This is a genomic window from Kitasatospora sp. NPDC024654, from assembly GCF_055559155.1.
The window spans coordinates 56905-75763 of sequence record NZ_JBVHLF010000039.1; the positions used below are offsets into that span (position 1 = coordinate 56905).

General features: G+C 68.4%; 12 protein-coding genes and 2 pseudogenes. 4 read left to right on the plus strand and 10 right to left on the minus strand.

Annotated elements, in window-relative coordinates; genetic code table 11:
* Nucleotides 1-49: 49 nt before the first annotated feature.
* The 5 genes and pseudogenes from pglX to ACZ38L_RS22745 all read right to left on the minus strand — a co-directional run bounded on the left by pglX (nucleotide 50) and on the right by ACZ38L_RS22745 (nucleotide 11169).
* Nucleotides 50-3745, minus strand: coding sequence for a BREX-2 system adenine-specific DNA-methyltransferase PglX (gene pglX / locus ACZ38L_RS22725; RefSeq protein WP_465696404.1), 3696 nt, complete (start codon nucleotides 3743-3745; stop codon nucleotides 50-52).
* A gap of 143 nt (nucleotides 3746-3888) precedes the next feature.
* Complete coding sequence (gene pglW / locus ACZ38L_RS22730) at nucleotides 3889-8337, minus strand: BREX system serine/threonine kinase PglW (RefSeq protein ID WP_465696408.1); 4449 nt, start codon at nucleotides 8335-8337, stop codon at nucleotides 3889-3891.
* Between the two features lie 246 nt (nucleotides 8338-8583).
* Nucleotides 8584-8934 (minus strand): annotated as a pseudogene (locus tag ACZ38L_RS22735) (transposase); the annotation flags it as partial.
* Between the two features lie 117 nt (nucleotides 8935-9051).
* Nucleotides 9052-10413: a hypothetical protein gene (locus tag ACZ38L_RS22740; protein ID WP_465696412.1), complete on the minus strand. Its 1362-nt coding sequence runs from the start codon at nucleotides 10411-10413 to the stop codon at nucleotides 9052-9054.
* Nucleotides 10414-10422: 9 nt separating this feature from the next.
* Nucleotides 10423-11169 (minus strand): hypothetical protein, encoded by a 747-nt coding sequence (locus ACZ38L_RS22745; protein ID WP_465696414.1) that lies wholly within the window; start codon nucleotides 11167-11169, stop codon nucleotides 10423-10425.
* Between ACZ38L_RS22745 and ACZ38L_RS22750 the strand changes: the two genes are divergently transcribed.
* Nucleotides 11168-12073, plus strand: coding sequence for a glycosyltransferase family 2 protein (locus tag ACZ38L_RS22750; RefSeq protein ID WP_465696416.1), 906 nt, complete (start codon nucleotides 11168-11170; stop codon nucleotides 12071-12073). The genes ACZ38L_RS22745 and ACZ38L_RS22750 overlap by 2 nt on opposite strands.
* Nucleotides 12074-12096: 23 nt before the next feature.
* Here the strand turns inward: ACZ38L_RS22750 and ACZ38L_RS22755 are convergent, their stop codons facing one another.
* From ACZ38L_RS22755 to ACZ38L_RS22765, 3 genes are read right to left on the minus strand one after another with little or no spacing between them, the layout of a single operon-like run.
* Nucleotides 12097-13236, minus strand: a complete 1140-nt coding sequence (locus tag ACZ38L_RS22755; RefSeq protein WP_465696419.1) for a DegT/DnrJ/EryC1/StrS family aminotransferase — start codon at nucleotides 13234-13236, stop codon at nucleotides 12097-12099.
* Nucleotides 13233-14288, minus strand: a complete 1056-nt coding sequence (locus ACZ38L_RS22760; protein ID WP_465696421.1) for an NAD-dependent epimerase/dehydratase family protein — start codon at nucleotides 14286-14288, stop codon at nucleotides 13233-13235. The genes ACZ38L_RS22755 and ACZ38L_RS22760 overlap by 4 nt, the downstream gene beginning before the upstream one ends.
* Nucleotides 14289-14306: 18 nt before the next feature.
* Nucleotides 14307-15362: an NAD-dependent epimerase/dehydratase family protein gene (locus ACZ38L_RS22765; RefSeq protein WP_465696424.1), complete on the minus strand. Its 1056-nt coding sequence runs from the start codon at nucleotides 15360-15362 to the stop codon at nucleotides 14307-14309.
* 125 nt (nucleotides 15363-15487) lie between these two features.
* Here ACZ38L_RS22765 and ACZ38L_RS22770 point away from each other — a divergent pair, with 125 nt between their 5' ends.
* Entirely contained in the window at nucleotides 15488-16840 is a 1353-nt protein-coding gene (locus ACZ38L_RS22770; RefSeq protein WP_465696426.1) for a tetratricopeptide repeat protein, read from the plus strand.
* Between the two features lie 19 nt (nucleotides 16841-16859).
* Here ACZ38L_RS22770 and ACZ38L_RS22775 read toward each other — a convergent pair whose 3' ends face one another.
* The gene (locus tag ACZ38L_RS22775) at nucleotides 16860-17318 is read right to left on the minus strand and encodes an NUDIX hydrolase (RefSeq protein ID WP_465696428.1); all 459 of its coding nucleotides are present in this window, start codon (nucleotides 17316-17318) and stop codon (nucleotides 16860-16862) included.
* Between the two features lie 25 nt (nucleotides 17319-17343).
* On the opposite strand from ACZ38L_RS22775, the pseudogene ACZ38L_RS22780 reads away from it, so the two are divergent.
* Both ACZ38L_RS22780 and ACZ38L_RS22785 read left to right on the plus strand, forming a co-directional pair.
* Nucleotides 17344-17829, plus strand: a pseudogene (locus tag ACZ38L_RS22780) (XRE family transcriptional regulator); the annotation flags it as partial.
* Nucleotides 17813-18286: an NUDIX hydrolase gene (locus ACZ38L_RS22785; RefSeq protein ID WP_465696430.1), complete on the plus strand. Its 474-nt coding sequence runs from the start codon at nucleotides 17813-17815 to the stop codon at nucleotides 18284-18286. The pseudogene ACZ38L_RS22780 and the gene ACZ38L_RS22785, both read left to right, overlap by 17 nt.
* Here the strand turns inward: ACZ38L_RS22785 and ACZ38L_RS22790 are convergent.
* Nucleotides 18274-18756, minus strand: a complete 483-nt coding sequence (locus ACZ38L_RS22790) for an HD domain-containing protein (RefSeq protein WP_465696432.1) — start codon at nucleotides 18754-18756, stop codon at nucleotides 18274-18276. The genes ACZ38L_RS22785 and ACZ38L_RS22790 overlap by 13 nt on opposite strands.
* Nucleotides 18757-18859: the final 103 nt, after the last annotated feature.

The following is an 18859-nucleotide window of genomic DNA, read 5'->3' on the forward strand; positions in this document are numbered from 1 at the left end:
TCCCTTCGTCGTGGAGTTCATGTCGGTGCGATCGTGCAATGGCTGCACGTTACTTGGCAGCGGCCCTGCCGCGCTTGGGCGCGGACGGACGCCAGGAGAGCAGCGCATCCGTGGTGATGCTGTGCTCGCGCTGCTGGGCTTCCAACCACTCCTGGCAGTCGGCCGCGGGAATGCCGTCCCACTCGGGATCGAACTCGCCGTGCCACTGCTTCAGCCAGGGCAGTAGTTCCAGCATCCCCGCGAGGAGCGGAACCAGCTGTTCACCCTTCCAGTTGTCCCGCTCCACACGGTCGGCCACCAGGTTGATGATGGCCTGTGCCTGGTCGCGGTGGTCCCAACCAGCCCAGCCAAGAACCAGTTTGGGGTCGGCCTCCGGCCCGGCATCCGGGTAGGAGATGAACCGCTCCTTCGGCACGTCGAGCTTGCCCCGATTCGACCAGTACGACTGCTTGAGGAAGTCTGCAGTGGCGTACTTCGGCGGCACGGGGATATCCAGCCGCTCACCGGCCAGGTCCTCCTCGCGCTGCTGTTCCCACACTTTCTCCCACTGTTCACGCTTGCGCAGGCCGGAGTCCTTATAGCGCAAGGCAGAGAGGTAAGGGACATGCTCGTCGGCGAGAATCTCGCGCAGCACGTCAGCGAGACGGAGATCCGGCTTGCCAAGGTGATCTGCCGCGTAGAGCTCGGCGACGGAGTGGATATCGGCGTCGTGGGTGAACAAGTCTGCGAGCTGGGCCGGCGTAAGCGCACGGGGCTGGCGCATGCCGTCGCGGGTGTGGAACCAGAGATCCTCGCGTTCACAGCGGTCGAGTAGCCAGGTGCGAAGAGCGCCAGCCTCCTTCTTCTCCCACGTAGACGACGACCACCGACGCTTGCAATCGGGCCGCTCGATCAGTGCAATATCGCGGCGCCTTTTAATGATATCGATCCGGTTCTGCACAATCTTGCGATACCACTCGGGCCAGTGCTTCGGGATCTCAAGCACTGGAATTGATCCGTGACGATCGAACCAGGAAGAGTCCGCCTCCCCCTGAATTCCCCTCTGTGCAAGGAAGATCTCGAAGGCACGTTCGCCAAGTGCGACCTCGGGAACATCATTGATCTCTCGAACGGTCACCCCTTCGACCTCTGTTGAGGTAAGCAAGCCATAGGAGCCATAAACATGCCAGTCCAGCTCTTCTTGCAATGCGATCATGCGGTGACGAGCAGCGGAATGATCCGTCCGGCCAGAGTCAAGAGCAGCACGAGTGGGCTTGACAGTGCGTGAGGCAATGGCGGTCGGCTCATAATTGGCAAGATCCTGGGCAATCGAATCCAGCAAGGCAGCCAGCTGGGCAGGAAGGATATCGGGAAGGGGATAATCCCGAAGCTTGGTGCCAGTGAATTCATAGAACTCCTCCCACTCCCATCGACCCGTGGAACGCTCTCCACCCCGATTCCCCTTGCCCTGGCAAACCTGCTTTAGCCAAAAACAGGCCACGGACGAGTTTAGGATTCCAAGCAACCCCAGATACTCTCTCTCGGACGACCCATCCGGAAGAGTGATAACTGGCGCGGACTGCTTGAAGACCTTGCCGCCCCGGTCCAAAGAGAAGTGGTTGTGAGTTGCCACAAAAGCAAATGTGATCGACATTGGAGTTCGATAGCGCTCAGGAATCCACCGATACCAAGTCCACCACGGCTCATCTGAGTTCCCGCGCTGCTCCCCCGCGAATCCTACAGTCGATCCCAGCACCGTGCGGTGCATCCAAAGGTGCCGCCCCCACTGCGAAGATTCGTCATACTCCCATGGCTGCTGCTCCTCGTCATATGGGGTGAGCGCCTGCTCCACGCAATGTTCACCCCAGTCGCGCACCACTTCGCCTGTGATCAGCGATCGCTGCAACGTAGGGGGGACAGTAGCCCGCCGAAACCACGATTCCGAAAGGAAGAAGACGTCATCTTGCCCTGGAAAGCTTGCAAATCCAATCGCCCTATCCAATTTGCCAGCCAATCGGCCAGGTACTGAATCGATCGTCTCGAGAAGATCCGAAGCACCACCGCCGGAAAGACTCCAAGGAAATGTGGAGTAGGTTCCACGTTCGACGTCGGCCACGCTAATATAGTCAGACTCGCTACCTGGCTGTTCGACCTGCTCGACGATTGCACGCCAGACCGCCCCGTCCGCCGCATTCTCGGGTTGCCCTGGTTCCCCCTTCACTCCGAGCGCTGCACGCACGGGCTCGGACCAGCCCCGCACGGTGTTCCGGCCAATGAGAATCACCGTCGGAGTCCCATGCCCAGGAATGAACGCCCCTGAAGTGTCGATGACATGTGTCAGCTTGACCGTCCGGAAGAACTCCTCAATGAGCTTTTTCCCAAACTCCCTCTTCATGAAGGAGTTCGAAGTGATCTGGCCGGTGAACCCTTGCTGCTCGCGTGTCGCCAGCTCGAAGATCCGCTGCGCGAACGGCACCGACAGCGCGTACTTCCCCGAGCAGGCCGAGTACGCGTCCCGATAGTTCTCGTTCTCCTGCTTGTCCTTGACCGTGATGTAGGGCGGATTTCCGACCACCACATGGTAGGAGTGCCGCCCCAGCAGGTCGCAGCTGCGGACAAACTCGTCCACGTCCTCCGTCGAATATGCGAACGCCCCCTCCGATTCTCCCTCATCCCCGTCGTCGTCCAGCCCCATGGCCGAGAACAGGTCGTCCTCCGACTTGCCCTTCTGGTTACGCTTGCTGACGCCTCGCCCGTGCAACAGTGAGTCGCCGACCGCGACGTTGATCGGGAACTTCGGTGCCTGCTCCAGCCGCTCGACGCCGGCTTCCTTCAGCGCTGCAACCAACAGCCGGAATCGGGCGATGCTCACCGCGAACGGATTCTTGTCGCAACCGTGCACCGCCTCAAGTGCGGCCCGCACATTCGCCCAGTCGTCGACGCCCGGCCCTGCATCTTCCCGGTACTTCGCCAGCAGGCGCTGGAAGATGCCCAGCAGAAAGTGCCCACTGCCGCACGCCGGGTCGATCGTACGCAGTCCGCGCTGCCCAACGACACGGGACTCGCTCTCGCGGATGGTCAGCTCGGGCCAGAGTCCGAACTCCTCCACCGCCGGCTCGAGGGTGAGGTCGAGGATGAATTCCTCCACGAACTCGGGCGTCTGCAGCAGCGCGTACGTCTTCCGCGCGTGCTCGCTGAGGTTCTGGTACAGGTCACCGAGGAACCGGGTGTCCCAGTCCTTGGTCTCGAAAAGATGGACCGCTTCCCCGTTCTCGCCCCTGCGGCGCCAGAACACCAGAAGTGCCCGTGCCGCCTCGTAACTCGGCGTAAGCCCCCACAGCGGGTTGTGGTTGCGGTCGAAGAGCCCGCCCGCTGTCTCGTTCGCCGCCGCGAGGTGATCGAATGCGGCGATGAGCCAGTCGCGGTCGTTCTGCTTCGGATTGTCCCGGAAGTACGCCTCGTGGCGCTCCTCGGCGATTGCCAGCCGTTCACCAGGGCCGGCGATCCACGGCCACTCGATCAGACCGTTGTCCTCGCAGAAGCGAACGAACACTGTGCCGAGCACCCACGCAACGGCTGCCTGAGTGATCCGCTCCTCGCGCCAGGTCTCGTACCTCGCCGCTGTACGCCCCGCCTCCCACGCCTGCTCGTACTCGTCGTTCAGCGTCTGGGCAAACTCGGATACGTCCTGGCTGCGCTCTCGCAGGTCGTCCTCCAGAGCCGCCACCTGCTTGCGCAGGTCCTTCAGCAGCTCGTTCTGGTCCACTCCCCGACCGGTCACAGCGCCCGTCCCTTGTCCGTCCACCGTCGGTCCCACGCGGACCGTACGGTTGCCCATTTTGTCAGTTCAGCTCACTCGAACGATCGGCCGTTTCGAGATTCTCGCGGCCTGCGGAGATCCGGGTGCCATCAGGCTGCAGCGCTCCGTGCTCGGAGCTCGTCCAGAAAGTCCTTGATCAGCACGGCCCGCTCTGCCTCGCCGATCACCTCGACGATCATTCCGTCCAGTTGTGGGGTCTCGTGCGGCGCCTCCTGCGGGCAGAGCAGCCACAGCCCGTGCGGGGCGTCGGCCTCCCGGCGGGCCGCGTTCTGCAGGGTGGCCAGCAATTCCCGCCCGCCGGCGTCCTGGTATCGGGCAACCAGACCCGCGTCGTGGAGGAAGAGCACGTCCGTCGACCCAGCTGTCTCGACTCGCTCACGCAGGTGCTCACCCACTCGGGACCATGCGCCCTTGACGTACGAGGCAAGCCCTCGCGGCAGCTCGCCAGACTCGGTGAACTTGGTGTCGATGGTCAGAACCCGCCCCCACTCGGTACCGTGCTGGGCCGCGAGCGCACGGAACTCCCGAAGGAACAGCCCACTCAGCGAGACCGACTCCACGCCATACGCCTGTGCAATGAGGTCTGCCGCCCCGGGAAGGTGCTTGCCTCGAAGGGTCAAGGCAAGGAAGCCTCCGCGGCGCAGGGCGTCCTCCAGCTTGGCCCCGAGGAGCACCTTCGGGTCTCGTCCGGCCGCCGCCGATGCTGCGGCCACACCGGCCGCGCCCGGGAACAGTGTGGTCTCGGTCGCGGAGGCGGTCATCGAGCGAACGCCATCCGGAACCGGGGCGCGGAAACGCTTGGTTGCCGGGTCGTACTCGAGGACGAACCCGGCGTTCTGGAGCGCCTGCTTCAGGGCCTCTTCCAGTGCCTCCTCCAGCTCGACGGCAGTCGGCTGGCCCAGATCCAGATCAGGGAAGCGCAACCGCACCTTGGCGAGAAGTTCCTCCGCGGTCGCGCCCCGGTCACGCCGGACACCGGCAGCAGCCTGCGAGATTCGGATCGCCTGCGCAAGGCCAAGGCCCCTCGGATAGAGCTCCAGGCGCGGGGAGTACAGGGCGTCTTGAGCGGCGGCCGACGCGAGCGCCACCATGCGACCGTCCGATAGAGGAGTCATGCCTGACGGCACCGGCACGGATCGCAGGTCGCGGATCACGACGGCACGGTCCGGCAATGGTTCGGCCTGCGCGAGCCGGTCCGCCTGCTGTCCGAGCGACCGCGCGTAGTCGGCGAGCTCAGGCGCGCTGGGGTCATTGGTCCCCGTCAGGGACTCGCACACGATAAAGACCCGGCCGCTACGCCGAAGCACGGCGAGCCGCGGCTGTCCGTCCTGGTCCTTGTCCTGCGGCCAGGCTTCCGCCTCAACAGCCGCGCGGACCACGGCGAGCGCGAGGGCCTCCGCCCGCTGTGGGTCCTCTTCCCGCACGCCCTTACGGATACGCAGGTCGGTTGCCGCTTCCTGTGCGGTGACCACACGCCCTGCCCCGATGACGAAGGCGACGATTTCCTCCCGCAGCGTCGCCAGCACGGGATCTGCCGCCCAGGACTGGATCGCAGCCACATGGCTCCGCGAGACGGTCGCCTGTGAGACGTCCAACGCCTTGGCGATATCCGTCTGCGAGCACCAGACCGGCAGCGTGGAGATCGCTCCGTCGACGCCGGGCAGGCCGAGGGTGCGCCGGATGATGTCGCGCTTGCGCGAGCCCTTGCTGGCCGGGCCAGGGTCGAGGTGAGCGGCGAGCTCGTCGATGCTGGCGCGGGCGGCAATGTCCGTCGGCAGGCTTGCCAAGTCCACCTGCGGGGCCGCGGTCGCCGTCCCCGAGCCTCCTGCGGGCTTCGGGGCAGGCGCGACGGCCTTCCGGAGCTTCGCCGTCCACTGCTTGTGCCGTCGGTTGAGTTCCTTGCGGATCACCGCACCGGCGCCTCGGGCACGGGCGATCTGGTGCAGCGGTACGTTGAGAAGTTCACCCACGGTGGTCGCACCGAAGGAGTTGGCCACTGACTGTGCGCGTGGTGAGAGGCCGGCGTCCTTGAGCAGGGTGTCTGCTTCGGCCTGTGCGGCGACGCGGTCGCGGGCGGCTTCCAGATCCTCCGTTTCATCGTCCTCGTCGTCCGGAGCCACCGCATCGGCTTTGGCGAACACGGCCTGCCAGGCTTCGTGCATCTGCCGCAGGGTGTCGAAGCGACGGTCGGCGTCCCGGTGGAGTGCCCGCCGGAAGAACGCCGTCAGTCCTCCCTTCAGCGCGGGCTCGAAGACGTCCTCCGCGATCACGGGGTACTCGTCGTCGGTGGTACGGGGATCGGTCATCTCGTCGCCCCAGCGGGGGCGCTCGCCGGACGCCATCTCGTGCAGGGTGACGGCTGCGGCGTAGTACTCGGCGTGGTTGTCGAATACTGGCCGGCGCGGTGTGTCGAGGAACGGGTCGAGGTAGCCGCGGGTGCCGGCCTTCACGTCCCGTTCCGGTGCCTCGGCGAGGGAGAAGTCGAAGAGCACCAGCTGCCAGGAGCGGTCGGCCCGCTGGAGCACGCCGAAGTTGTCCGGCTTGAGGTCGCGGTGCCACACGCCCTTGCCGGCCAGCTGGTCGAGGGCGGTGAAGAGGTCGCTGCTGAAGCGCTCCAGCTCGTGGTAGGTCAGGCGCCCGTCCCCACGCAGTCGGGCACCGAGTGAGCGCTCGCCGGCGTACTCGAGGTCCAGCACCGTCCGGTTGTGGATCTTGCGAGGACCATCGAGCAGCCGCACAACGGCGCCACCACCGACCTTGGCCAGCACGGCCGCCTCGGATTCCAGGCGGTCGTCGCGGGTCTCGTCCAGGGCAACCTTGAGCACGCGCCGATCGACCCGGATCGCGCCCCCAAGATCTTCCACCTCGCGGCGCACGAGCAGGGCCCTGGCCGTAGCACCGGTGCCGAGGACCTTCTCGACGCTCCACTCGGCATCGACGCTCTGCCCCGCCATCGCCGCGAGCGGGTCGACGCCGACTGGCGCCGACACTTCCGCGGCAGCTGCGTGCTCGATTCGGTCGAGTTCATCCAGGAACCGGTCCACCGAGTCGAGCCGTTCGGCCACGTCCGCCCGGGTTGCCTGGAACACCAAGCCGTCGAGTTCTTCCGACACGGCGTCCGACACGGCGGACGGACGCAGTCCGCCGTCGTTCGTCAACCGCTCGATCATGGCGCTGCGCCGCTCGGCTGGCGGCTCGCCGGCCAGAATCAGGTGGGCGAGGGCGCCGAGGCCGAAGACATCCAGGTCGACCGGGTCGGCGAACTCCATCTCGAACTCCGGCGCCAGGTAGACCTGTGCGGCGTTCTCGACGTGATCGCCGCCGGCGCTGGGGGTGCCGAGGGAGGTGTGCGAGGTGCTGTCGAAGTCGCGGGCGGCAACCTGCCAGTCGATGATGCGCACGACCGGGTTGGACCCGTCTGACTTGCAGGAGACGTACACCGATCGGGCCGCGAGGGCACGGTGGTAGAGCGAGCGCTGGTGGGCGTAGCGCAGCGCGTCGGCGATCTGGCGTACCAGCTCCAGCCGGGTCTCGTGGGTCAACGAGGCGCTGTAGGTGGCCAAGTAGGCGTCCAGGCGCAGGTCGGCGGCGCGGTGGTTGAAGAGGATGGCCGGGCCGCCCTGGTGGTCGCGGAACTCTCGGGCCTGGGCGATGCCGCGGTGGCTGATGCCCTGGAGGACCTGGTACTCGCGCCGGGCTGCTCGTTCGACCGAGTTTCGGGTCTCCGCGGTTGCCTGGAGGCTCACCAGGTAGACGCGGACGCGGCCTTCCTCGCGGATGGGCTGCTCGCGGATGGCAAGGCGGTCCTCCCAGGTGGGGCCGCCGTCAAGGGGGCGCCCAGCGAGGTTCCAGCCGTCGCCGAAGTTCAGGTGGGCGGTGGATGCCTTGACGCCGATCCTCTTCATGAGATCGGGCAGGGCCCGCGCCAGTTCGAGTCGCTCGCGCCGGGCAGCCTCCGAGTCCCGCTGTGGGGGCAGACCGAGGAAGTCCTGCCAGATGCGGGGCAGGCCGCTAACGCCGTCGTCACGGCCGTAGACGTTGGTCTGCTGGCCGGCGTCGAGTTCGGATCGCAGGCTCGGGGCGGACAGGAACACCGCCGGGGAGATCCATGGGATGCGCACGCCGGTGTGGAACTTCCCGGCGGCCCAGGAAAGCTTGCTCCGCAGCTCTTTGGACTTGAGGTCGGTCAGGTGCAGCGGGTTGTCGATCGTGCGGAGTCGGTCGGGGCCGTGGAAGTTCCAGGTGCTCCCGTTATTGACGAGACGCCCGGGGTGGGCTTTGAGCTCCACGAGGAAGAGGCCGCGCGGCACGAGAATGAACAGGTCGCACTCGTTGACGCGCCCCGAGGAGGCCGTGAACGAGAAGGTCGCCCAGGACCGGAAGGGTTCCGCCTGCGGCATCAGCGCCTTGACGTGGTCGAGCGCTTCCTGCTCGTGGGGGAACGGGGAGGGGCGTTCCTGGAACCAGCGCTGCACGCGCGGCGGTGCAGGCTTCGGCCGACGCGCCCCTGAGTTGCCGTCCTTGCCCGCTGCCGACACCCCTGCGCCCTCCCTGTTCCTTGCTCTCCGGCCGCGGACGAACCATGGCCTTCTCCACGGTCTTGACCCTATCGGTCACCGCCGACAGTTGGAGGTCATACCCCTCCTTGGTCTCGATCGACCAGATCTCAACACGCCTCGCAAGGGCCTCCCCAGACGGTGGCAGCCCAAATCATTTGAGGGGTACACCTCGCGCAGCAGCTCCGTGGTGGTGCCGACGAGGCACTCCGCGTCGGGCCAGATCACCTGGTCAGCGGCCACGTAGCGGAACGCGATGTCGTCGGCGCACTTGCGCTCGATCGCCCGCGAGGAACGCACCCCGGTGGTGTAGCCGTAGATCAGCAGCCGGACCATCAGTCGCGGGTCGTAGGGAGGGTAGCCGCGCTTCTCGGTGTAGTCCGCCAGAATCGGTCCCAGGTCCAGCACCTCGTCCACCAGGTCGGCGACGAACCGGGCCAGGTAGTCCTCGGGCAGCCAGTCGTCCAGCGACGGCGGCAGCAGCAGGACCTGGTGCGGGTCGAACGCCCTGAACCGCTTGTCTACCGAAGCCCCACGGCCCTGCGGCTGCCTCTTCTCGACCGGCTCAACCTCGAACAGCCCATCCCACCACGCATACCGCCATCATCCCGCACGAATGATCACGAAACACGGGCAGGTTGCCCGTTACTGGGACACGCTCCTAGCCGCGGACGCAGGCGAGTGGGAGCCGGGAAGCTAGCCCGTTCCCGTCGAGACCAACTGCCGGTTCATCCACCGATCCTCCTCCGTCCGGTCCCGCAGCGGAGCAACCAGCCACGGCACGAGGCGAGGGGCCGGCACGGCGGCTACCTGCTCGACCGGGTGCACGAGGCCCTGTTCGCACGTCTCCGCCGTCCAGATCGTGACCCGGGCGTTCGGGAAGGCCGGGTTGATCCCGACCTCCCCCTTCGGACAGGTGCCGTTGAACGGGGCGGCGATGTGCTCGGTGTTCCAATACGCCCACGCCTCCAACGCCTTGGCCTGTTCCACGCAGTGGTAGAGCTGCGGGTAACGGTCCAGGAGCCGCACTTCGCGGAACAGCAGCTGGCCGAGCAGGTGCGGGGCGGCCTCGGCCAGCGTGTCGATTCCGGCGCGATGGAAGGTGAAGTCCCGGACATCCTGCAGCGGGGCGAGGCAGGTGGCGGCGAACAGGTGGGACAGCCGTCGGCGGACGTGGCCCGCGACCCGGGCCGCGAGGCCGGGCTCGATCCGGCCGACGAGTTCACGAAGCCGGGCGCTGCCCGGCTGGAAGCGGCCGAGGTCGAAGAGAGTGCCCATGCCGTCCACCGCGGCGAAGGCGAGGTCCTTGTAGAGGTAGTTGTTCATCTCGCCGCGGTCCGCGAGGGCGCGGGTGGTGCGGCTGGTGGAGTGGAGCATCAGGTACTCGGCGACGGTCTCGAAGTACAGGTAGCCGAGGAACGGGAGGGCTCGGACTGTCTTGGCGAGGGTGTCGAGGAAGAGTTCGTCTGGGCTCGCCCGGCCGGCGGCGTTTCGCAGCATCGTGTCGAGGAACGGTGCGGCGACGCGGACCCGGTCCGCAACGGAGTGCACCACCTGCTCGTCCTCCGTGGCCGTGAGGGTGTGGCGGAACGTGCGGTAGGCGCTGAGGTGGATTCCGCCCAGGCGCAGGTAGTCGACGCCCTTCAGCGGGGCGGGCCGGTCGGGGGTGACCGTGATGATCACGGGTTGGCTGTCACGGCGGCTGTCCAGGGTGTTGCGGCTGCCCAGTAGGTGGGCGCCGAGGTTGTGGGGGCGCAGCGCACCATTGGGCAGTGGGGTGAGGGGGGAGCCGTAGATCGCGCCGACGAGGCAGCCGGTTGAGGCGAGGAGTTGGCCGCTGGCGCGGACGGCGTCCAGGTCGCGGGTGAGGTGGAGGAGGTGGATCGGGGTGCCCACGGCGAGCGCCTGGAGCAAGGTGTTGTCGCGCATCAGGTGCCCGTTGGGGGCCTGTTCGAGGTGTTGGCGCCAGTCGGTCTCGTTGTCGGCGAGCCCGGCGGGCGTCGGGCGGCAAGACGGTGCGCCGTAGTCGGTGTGGGCGTACTCCCAGTCGGCGTGCACGGTGTTCTCCTACTCGGGGATCGCGGCGTGGAGTGCCTGCTCCACGGCTTGGGTGTGGGTGGCGCCGTCGAGGTGCGCTTGTTCGCTGTGGACGACCAGATCGTGGGCGAGCGGTGCGAGCCAGGCCGGGACGGGTAGGCGCAGGCGGGTGGGGTCGGGCCACCAGCGGGCGAGGGGAAGCCGGTAGCGGTCGAGGGCGTCGCCGGCCTTCAGGAGGTCCACCGCTTCCTGGTGGCGGTGGTAGGCGCTCGCCTGGGGGGCGGTGAACGCGTCGTGGGCGATGTCGTGGAGGGCGACGGCTGTGATCGTCTCGGCCGTCGGTGCGGTGCCGAGAACGGTAGCCACCGTGGCGGCGTTGCCGGTCAGCCAGTGGGCGGCGCGTCGGCCGTGCCCGGGGTCGTCGCGGTCGTGGTCGCGGCGGCAGTCGTGGCAGGCTGCCGCGGCGGCAAGGGCCCGCGCCCGGCCGGGGTCGAGGCCGCGGTCGTGGGCGAGGATCTGGACGAGGACGGCGACCCGGGCGCCGTGGCGGGCACCGTGGATCGAGTCGACTGTCTCCGTGCGGGCGAACCAAGCGGCTTCGGGTACCAGGACGAGCGGGCGGTGTGGCATGGTGGCCCGGACACCAGGACCGGCGGGACGGTTGCCGGCGATCCAGGCCAGCGTCGCCCGGTCCATGTACTGGTGATCCGGGAGTCGACCCGTCTCGGCCAGCACGCGCAGCGGCGCGTCCCCGGGCCGGGGTGTCGATGTGATCATGAAGGGTTCCTCGATGGGGTCGGGTGCGATGGGCGTGACGCTGGGCGTAGTGGTGCTGACGATGGGGAACCGGCCTGTGGAGTTGCGCGCGCTCCTGGACTCGGTCGAGGCCCAGGAAGGCGGCGGCAGCACCCGGACCGTGGTGCTCGGCCAGGGCGTGACACTGCCCGAGCTGCCGGAGTGGGTGGACGCGGTGGAGCTGCCGGAGAACCTCGGCATCCCCGGCGGCCGCAACGCCGGAGTCGAGCGGCTGCGCGAGCTGGGCGGCGTCGACATCCTGGTGGTCCTCGACGACGACGGCCTGCTTTCCCGCACCGACACCTTCAAGCTGATTCGGGAGGCGTTCGAGCAGGACCCCCAGCTCGGGATCGTGTCCTTTCGGATCGCGGACGAGACCGGGTTCACCCAGCGCCGCCACGTCCCCCGCCTCGGCACCTCCGACCCGATGCTGTCCGGCCCGGTCACCACCTTCCTCGGCGGCGGCCACGGCATCCGCATGAGCGTGATCGACCAGGTCGGCCTGTTCCCCGCGAAGTTCTTCTACGCGCACGAGGAGACCGACTTCGCCTGGCGGGCGCTGGACGCCGGATGGCGCATCGACTACCGCGCCGACATGGTGCTTCAGCACCCCCGCACCGATCCGGCCCGGCACGCTGCCTACTACCGGATGACCGCCCGCAACCGGGTCTGGCTGGCCAAGCGCCACCTTCCCGCCCTCCTGGTGCCGATCTATCTCACCTCCTGGGCGCTGTACACGCTGCTGCGGCGCCCGCCCGTGTCCGGGCTGAAGGCATGGTGGGGCGGGTTCTTCGAGGGCGTTCGCACGCCGTGTCCGCCACGGCGGCCGATGCGGTGGAGCACGGTGTGGCGGATGGCCAAGTTGGGTCGGCCGCCGGTGTTCTGACGACCGGCCCAGGACGCTGCCGGTCAGGACCAGATGGCGTAGAGGGCGTCGATGACGCGCTGCACGTCCGCGCTGGTCATAGCCGGGTAGCACGGCAGGGAGAGCTGCTGGGCGGCGATCTGCTCGGTCACCGGCAGGTCGCAGTCCAGGTACCGATAGGCGGCGAGCTGGTGCACGGGCTTGAAGTGCACGCTGGTGCCGATCCCGTGGACCCCGCGCAGCGCGTCGGCGACCGTGTCCCGGCTCCGGCCGTCGACGGGCGCAACCAGCACCGGGTAGAGGAACCAGCCGTGCCGGACGCCTTCGAGGACGGTCGGTAATCTGAGCCCCGTCAAGCTGGCAAGGGATCGGTCGTAAGAGGTGGCGATCGCGGCGCGGCGCGCGGTGAAGCCCTCCAGCTTCTGCCACTGCTGGATGCCGACCGCGGCCGTGATGTCCGGCATCGTGTATTTCAGGCCCGGCACGGTGACCTCGTAGTCGGCGGTGCGCTGCGTGCCGTGCCGCTGCCACACGGAGGTGTCAATGCCATGCCGGCCCAGGAGCCGGGCCTGCTGGACGAGTTCGCCGCGGCCGACGATCATCCCGCCCTCGCCAGTGGTCATGGCCTTGTTAGCGTAGAAGCTGAGCACGGCCAGGTCGCCGACGCTGCCCGCCCGTGCGCCGCCCCGCGAGGCGTGCAGGGCGTGGGCGGCGTCCTCGATCAGCAGCAGGCCGTGGTCGTCGGAAAGCTTGCGGAACGCCGCGAGGTCGCAGGGCTGGCCGCCGTAGTGCATGACGATGATGGCCCGCGTCCGGTGGGTGATCGCCTGCTTGGCCGCCGCCGGGTCGAGGTTGTAGGTGATCGGGTCGACTTCGGCGAACACCGGGGTGCCGCCGGCCTGGATGATCGCGTTCGGCGCGGCACAGAACGTCAGGCTCGGGGTGATCACCTCATCCCGCGGCTGGATGCCCGCCGCGAGCAGCGCCAGGTGCAGGGCAGCGGTGCAGGAGGAGACGGCGAACGCGTCCTCGGCGCCGAGCGCGTCCCGGACGGCTTCCTCGAACCTGGCCGCCTTCGGTCCGTGGGTGAGCCAGCCCGAGCGTAGGGTGTCCAGGACCTCCGCTTCCTCCTCCGGCCCGAGGGATGGCCGGTTCCACGGCAGGAACGGTGCGGCGGTCGTCACGGCTTCCCCCAAGAGGCGGTGTACTCGGCCCCGTAACGCTGACACTCGGCGCTGTTCAGGCGGCCCACCTTCCCAGTGGTGACGGCCGTGACCAGCCCGCGGTGGTTGTCGTACTGAGCCTGCCCAGGGTCGGCGACCACGCCGCCCAGCACCAGATCGGCAATCTCCATCACCCCGTCCTTGAACGAGGTGGAACACGCGCCGGGCAGTGCCCGCTGGAGACGGGCGAAGGAGACCCGGTAGTCGCGGGCGTCGACCTCGTCCCGCTCCGGGCCGCGGTCGATCACCGCGCCGGGCACCACCTCGGCCACCATGGCGGCGATCTCGCCGATGGTGTAGTTCTCCGGGTCGCTGCCCACGTTGAGGGCACCGCTCAGCCGCTGCTCCAGCACCCCCGCCACGACCCGCGCGATATCCCCGACGTGCACCAGTGGGCGGCGCTGGGAGCCGCCGTTGAGCGGGATACGGCCGGTGGAGGCCGCGTTAGCCGTCATCTTGTTGACCACCGAGTCCAGCCGCTGCCGGGGCGACGAGCCGTGCACTGTCGCCAGGCGCAGGCTCGTCAACACCGTCGCCTTGCCCAGGACCTCGGGCAGTCGCCGCTCGGCGAGGACCTTGGTGCGGGCGTAGATGCCCAGCGGGTTCGGCGTGGTGTCCTCGTCCACAGTGCCCTCGTGCATGCCGTAGACGCTGCACGAGGAGAAGAACACGTAGTGACCGACACCAGCTCCGCAGGCGGCTTCGGCGGCGATCATCGGGGCGGCGTAGTTGAGCTCCACGGCCAGTTCCTCGTCCACCTGGCTGGCCGGCTCGCCCACGATCCCGCCCAGGTGCACCACCGTGTCTGCGCCCTCGCAGGCCCGCGCTAGCAGGGCGGGGTCGCGAAGGTCGCCGTGGACGAACGTGGCGCCAGCAGGCAGGAGGCGGCCGGGGGCATCGCCGCGGTTGTAGATCAGCCCGTCGACGACGGTGACGTCGTGGCCGTGCGAGGCGAGGTGGTGGGAAGTGACGGAGCCGATGTATCCGGCCCCGCCGAGCAGCACGATGCGCATGGGAGTAGGTCCCTTCGTTCAGGCGGCCAGGACGGCGGCCGGGGTGGGTGCGGTGAACCAGTCCGGGACGGCACCGGGCGTGGTCTTGAGCCAGTTCACGTAGCGGTCGATCCCCTCGGCCAGGGCGATGGTCGGGCGCCAGCCGAGCAGGTCCGAGGCGCGGCGGGTGTCGGCGTAGCCGCCGCGCGGGTCGCCCTCGGGCATCGGCGTCTCCACGAAGGACGCCTGCGAGTAGTGCGCGGCGATCAGCTTGGCGATCTCGCGGACCGAGGTGGGGATGCCGGTGCCGACGTTGACCGTCTGGCCGACGGCCTGGCCGGCGACGAGGGCGAGGATGGTGGCGTGCGCGATGTCCTCGACGTGGACCATGTCGCGCACCTGCCGGCCGCCGCCGTTGAGCCGCATCGGCCGCTCCGTCTCGGCTGACATCGCCAGCCACGGCACCATCCACGAGTGCGAGTTCGGCTTGGGCACCTGCGGGTCGCCGTAGACGGAGAAGTACCGAACGATCGCGTACTCGGTGCCGCTGCCGCCGAGCATCAGGCGAACCTGGTTCTCGCCCCACAGCTTCGTGTTCGCGTACACGGAGATCGGCGTCAGTGGCTGGTCCTCGGAGAACCGCGCCACACCGTCGTCGCCCGGGGCGCCGTCACCGTAGACGGAGGCGGAGGAGACGAACACCAGGCGCTTGACCGGCGAGTCCGCTACCGCGTCCAGCACGGTCTGGGTGCCGTGCACGTTGGCGGCGAACGCGGTGTCAGGCCGGCGCGTGCACGCTGCGACGTCGGCGTACGCGGCTGCGTGGATCACGAAGTCGGCGCGGCTGGTCAGCCACCTCACAGTGGCTCTCTCCCGGGCGTCGCCGAGCACGACCTGTGTGGCGTGCCGGTCCACCTGGAACAGATCCCGTACCGGGTGCGGGTAGGCGTCGAACCGGTCCAGGACAACCGGATGGGCTCCATGCGCGGCGAGTTGGGCGACGATGCGGCTACCGACCAGGCCGCCACCCCCGGTGACCAGCACACTGGCCCCCGCCAACTCGCGCAGTCGCGGATCGGAATACACGTCAGCCATGAGGAATGGTCCCCCTCGTGAGGTCGGATTCGTGCGTTCAGTGAAGCGCCGCGCACACGCCGGCGGTACCGTGATGGCCCTCCCATCCCGTTCAATCCGTTCAAGATCCTTATCGGGGGTTGCAGTTGACGGAGCCCAGGACACCGAACCAGCAGTTGGCGGCCGTCATCGAAGAAGCGGGGTGTACGTACCAGGCCCTGGCCAAGGCTGTTCGCGCCGTCGCGGCCGAGGCCGGGCAGACGCTGCGCACCTCGCCCTCGGCCGTTCACTCATGGGTCGCCGGCGGCACGCCGACCGGCCGAACCGCCAACTACCTCGCCGAAGCACTCACCCGAATGGTGAAGCGGAAGGTGACGCCCGCCGAGATCGGTCTAGGCTGCGACGGCATCGGGGAGGCCATGACCGCAGACCCTCTGGCCACCGCTGCCGACCTCGGGAGGTTCGTCATGCACCGCCGCCGCGAATTCCTCGCCCTCGCCTTCTCCACCGCATCCGTTGGACTGCCGCTCACCTACGACCACCACGCCGCCGCCACCACCCTCCGCACGACCGGGACGGCCGGCCGGGCCGGCGCCAACGAGGTGGCCACCGTCCGGCAGCTCACCGCAAGCTTCCGCAGCGCCGACGAACGGCTCGGCGGCGGCCACGGCCTGTCCACCGTGACGTCCTACCTGGCCGACACCGTCGTTCCGATGCTCCAGGCGACCTACCCGTCCCAGGAGATGCGCCGCAGCGCCTTCGGCGCAGCGGCCGAGCTGGCCACGCTCGTCGGATGGAAGCACCACGACCTCGGCCGCGAAGGCGCCGCCCAGCGGTACTACCTGCTCGCCTTCCAACTCGCCTGCGAATCCGACCCGGCAGGCCACGGCGCATGGATGATGCGCGCCCTCACCCACCAGGCCCTCGACCTGAACCAGCCGTTGCACACCGTCCAGATGGCCGAAGCCGCCCTCGCCCGAGCCCGGGGCAAGGTGGACCGCCAGACCGAGGCACTGCTGCTGGTGACCGCCGCCCGAGCGTACGGGGCGAGCGACCAGGGCAAGGAAGCCGCCCGGGCGCTGCTCGCAGCCGAGGACGCCATGCTCGCCGGCCACGACGCCGTCCCCACCTACGCCGCCGCCTCCGGCCCGGTCGCCTCCACGGTGGCGTCGCACACCGGCAAGACTCTCACCGAGATGAAGGACCACCGGGCCGCAGAGCGCCACTACCGCAAGGCCATGGAGGGCCGCGTGCCCGAGATATACCAGCGGGTCCGCGGCCTGACCATCGCGAACCTGGCGAAGTCCGTGGCTGCCCAACGCCGGCACGAGGAGGCCGTCATCCTCTGGAACCAATGCCTGGACACCATGGACGGCGTCGCCTCGGACCGAAGCAACAAGGAACTCCAGACAGTGCGTTCGACCATGGCCGTCTACACCAAGCGAGGAATCTCCGGCGCCGCCGAACTCGCCGAGCGGGCCGCAGGACTCAGTGTGTGAGGCGCCTGGAAAGCGGGCCTCACGAGCACCACTCGGCCACCGAACGGATTGCGGCAGCGTTGGCAGCCAAGAAATCTGCCAGCTGCGGGGGCATCAGTGCGATCGCGCGCACGGCTTCGGCGGTGAACGGGATCTGCACGACCTCGTAGCTGCCGCGCTCGGGCTTGCTGAACTCGGTTCCGGTCCGCGCGCTCAGGTCTATCTCCTTCAACCGGGCGACGAAGATGTGCTGGACGCCGATCCCGCCCTCCAGCTCGTCGGTAATCAGGTGCACCAGCTGCGGCGGGTACACGGTCGCGCCCAGCTCCTCGAAGAGCTCCCGGTGCAAGGTGGCCTCCACGCAGCTGTCCTCGTCCTCCACACCCCCGCCGACCGTCACCCAGTACGGCTCGCGGCCCGGCCTGGTCCGCTTGATCAGCACCACCTGCTCCCCGTCGAGCAGGACCGCCCTCGCGCTGCGCTTCACGATCTCCGGCACTGTGGACTCCTCACGATCAAGACTTGGGCGAGCAGCGCAGATCGATGTACTGGTGTTCTCGGGGACGTTCTTCGCCCAGTCGAACCCGCGGATCGCCACGATGCTGGCCCAGCGCGCGGCGGCCGAAGTGAAGGTCCGCCTGTGCTTCGGCGACCCCCGGGGCCGCGCTGTGGCGATCCGTGGGCAGGAGGAGGGCATCGGGGCCACTCTGACCGCGAAGGTCCGTGCCTCGCTTACCTACTACCGGCCGCTGCTGGGCACGCCCGGCTGCGAGATCCGCCTGCACGACACCACCCTCTACAACTCGCTGTTCCGCTACGACAACGACCTACTGGTCAACCCGCACATTTGGGGTCAGCCGGCTTCCGCCAATCCCTTGCTGCACCTTCAGAAGGACGGCGGACTGGGTTGGTTCGACGGCTACGCTCAGAGCTTCGACGCGGTCTGGCACTCTGCCCGGCCGTGGACCGACGATGCAGAAGGGGCCCAGTCGCATGGCCGGCAGGACTGAGTACTACGGCGACCCGGAGGCGCCGGCGGCCAACTCCTTGGTACCGGCGAGCAACCTGCTTGTGCAGAACGAGGAGGGCGCGATCCTGTTGCAGCGCCGGCGCGACACCGGCCAGTGGGCGCTGCCCGGCGGGAAGCAGGACATCGGCGAGTCCGCCGCCGACTGCGCCGTGCGGGAGTGCGAGGAGGAGACCGGCATCAAGGCGGAGATCACCGGTCTCCTCGGGGTCTACTCCAACCCGGCGCACATCGTCGTCTACAGCAGCAACGGCGAAGCCCGCCAGCAGTTCGAAGTCGTCTACATCGGCCGTCCTGTTGGCGGCACGCCCACGACCAACGACGAGGCAGACGGCGTGCTCTGGGTGCGGCCGGGCGACCTGGACACGTACGACATCCACCCGAGCATGCGCCAGCAGATCGGCGACTACCTGAGCGGCAAGTACCCCTACTTGGGCTGAATCCCGGCGGCGGCCAGGCGGACCTCGGTGCGGGCCACGGCGGCGTGGATCAGCGGCTCGGCTCGCCGGATGAACCGTCCGACGATGCTGTCGCCGCCGTAGCGGTCGACGATCTCCGCGACCCGCTGCGCCAAGCTGGTCGGGTCACCGTCGGGCGTCGTGGTCATGTCGCAGTAGACCAACGCGTCCACCAGCACCTGGTCCTCGAGCAAGGGGAACTCCAGCTCCAGGGCCTGCCGGAGCCCGCGCTCCGCGGCCTCCAGAACAGCGAAGGAGTGGTTGGCGACCAGGCGGGTCAGGCGCTCGTCCGCGCGGTGAGAGTCGCGCAGGAACCGGGCACCGTCCAGCGGGTGGAAGCCGGTGGCGGCGAGGTGGGGCGCGTAGCCGACATCATGCAGCACGGCGGCTGCGGCCAGAAGCGCGGCGTTCGGCCCCAGAATCGGCGAAATGCGTTCGGCCTGCCGTGTCACACCTTGTGAGAGTGCGGTTCGCGCCGTGATGCCCGATTCGCGATGAGGTCTGGGTGAGGTGCCCTGCTCAGTGGGGTGGGCCGGCGCTCAAGGGCGAGGCTGG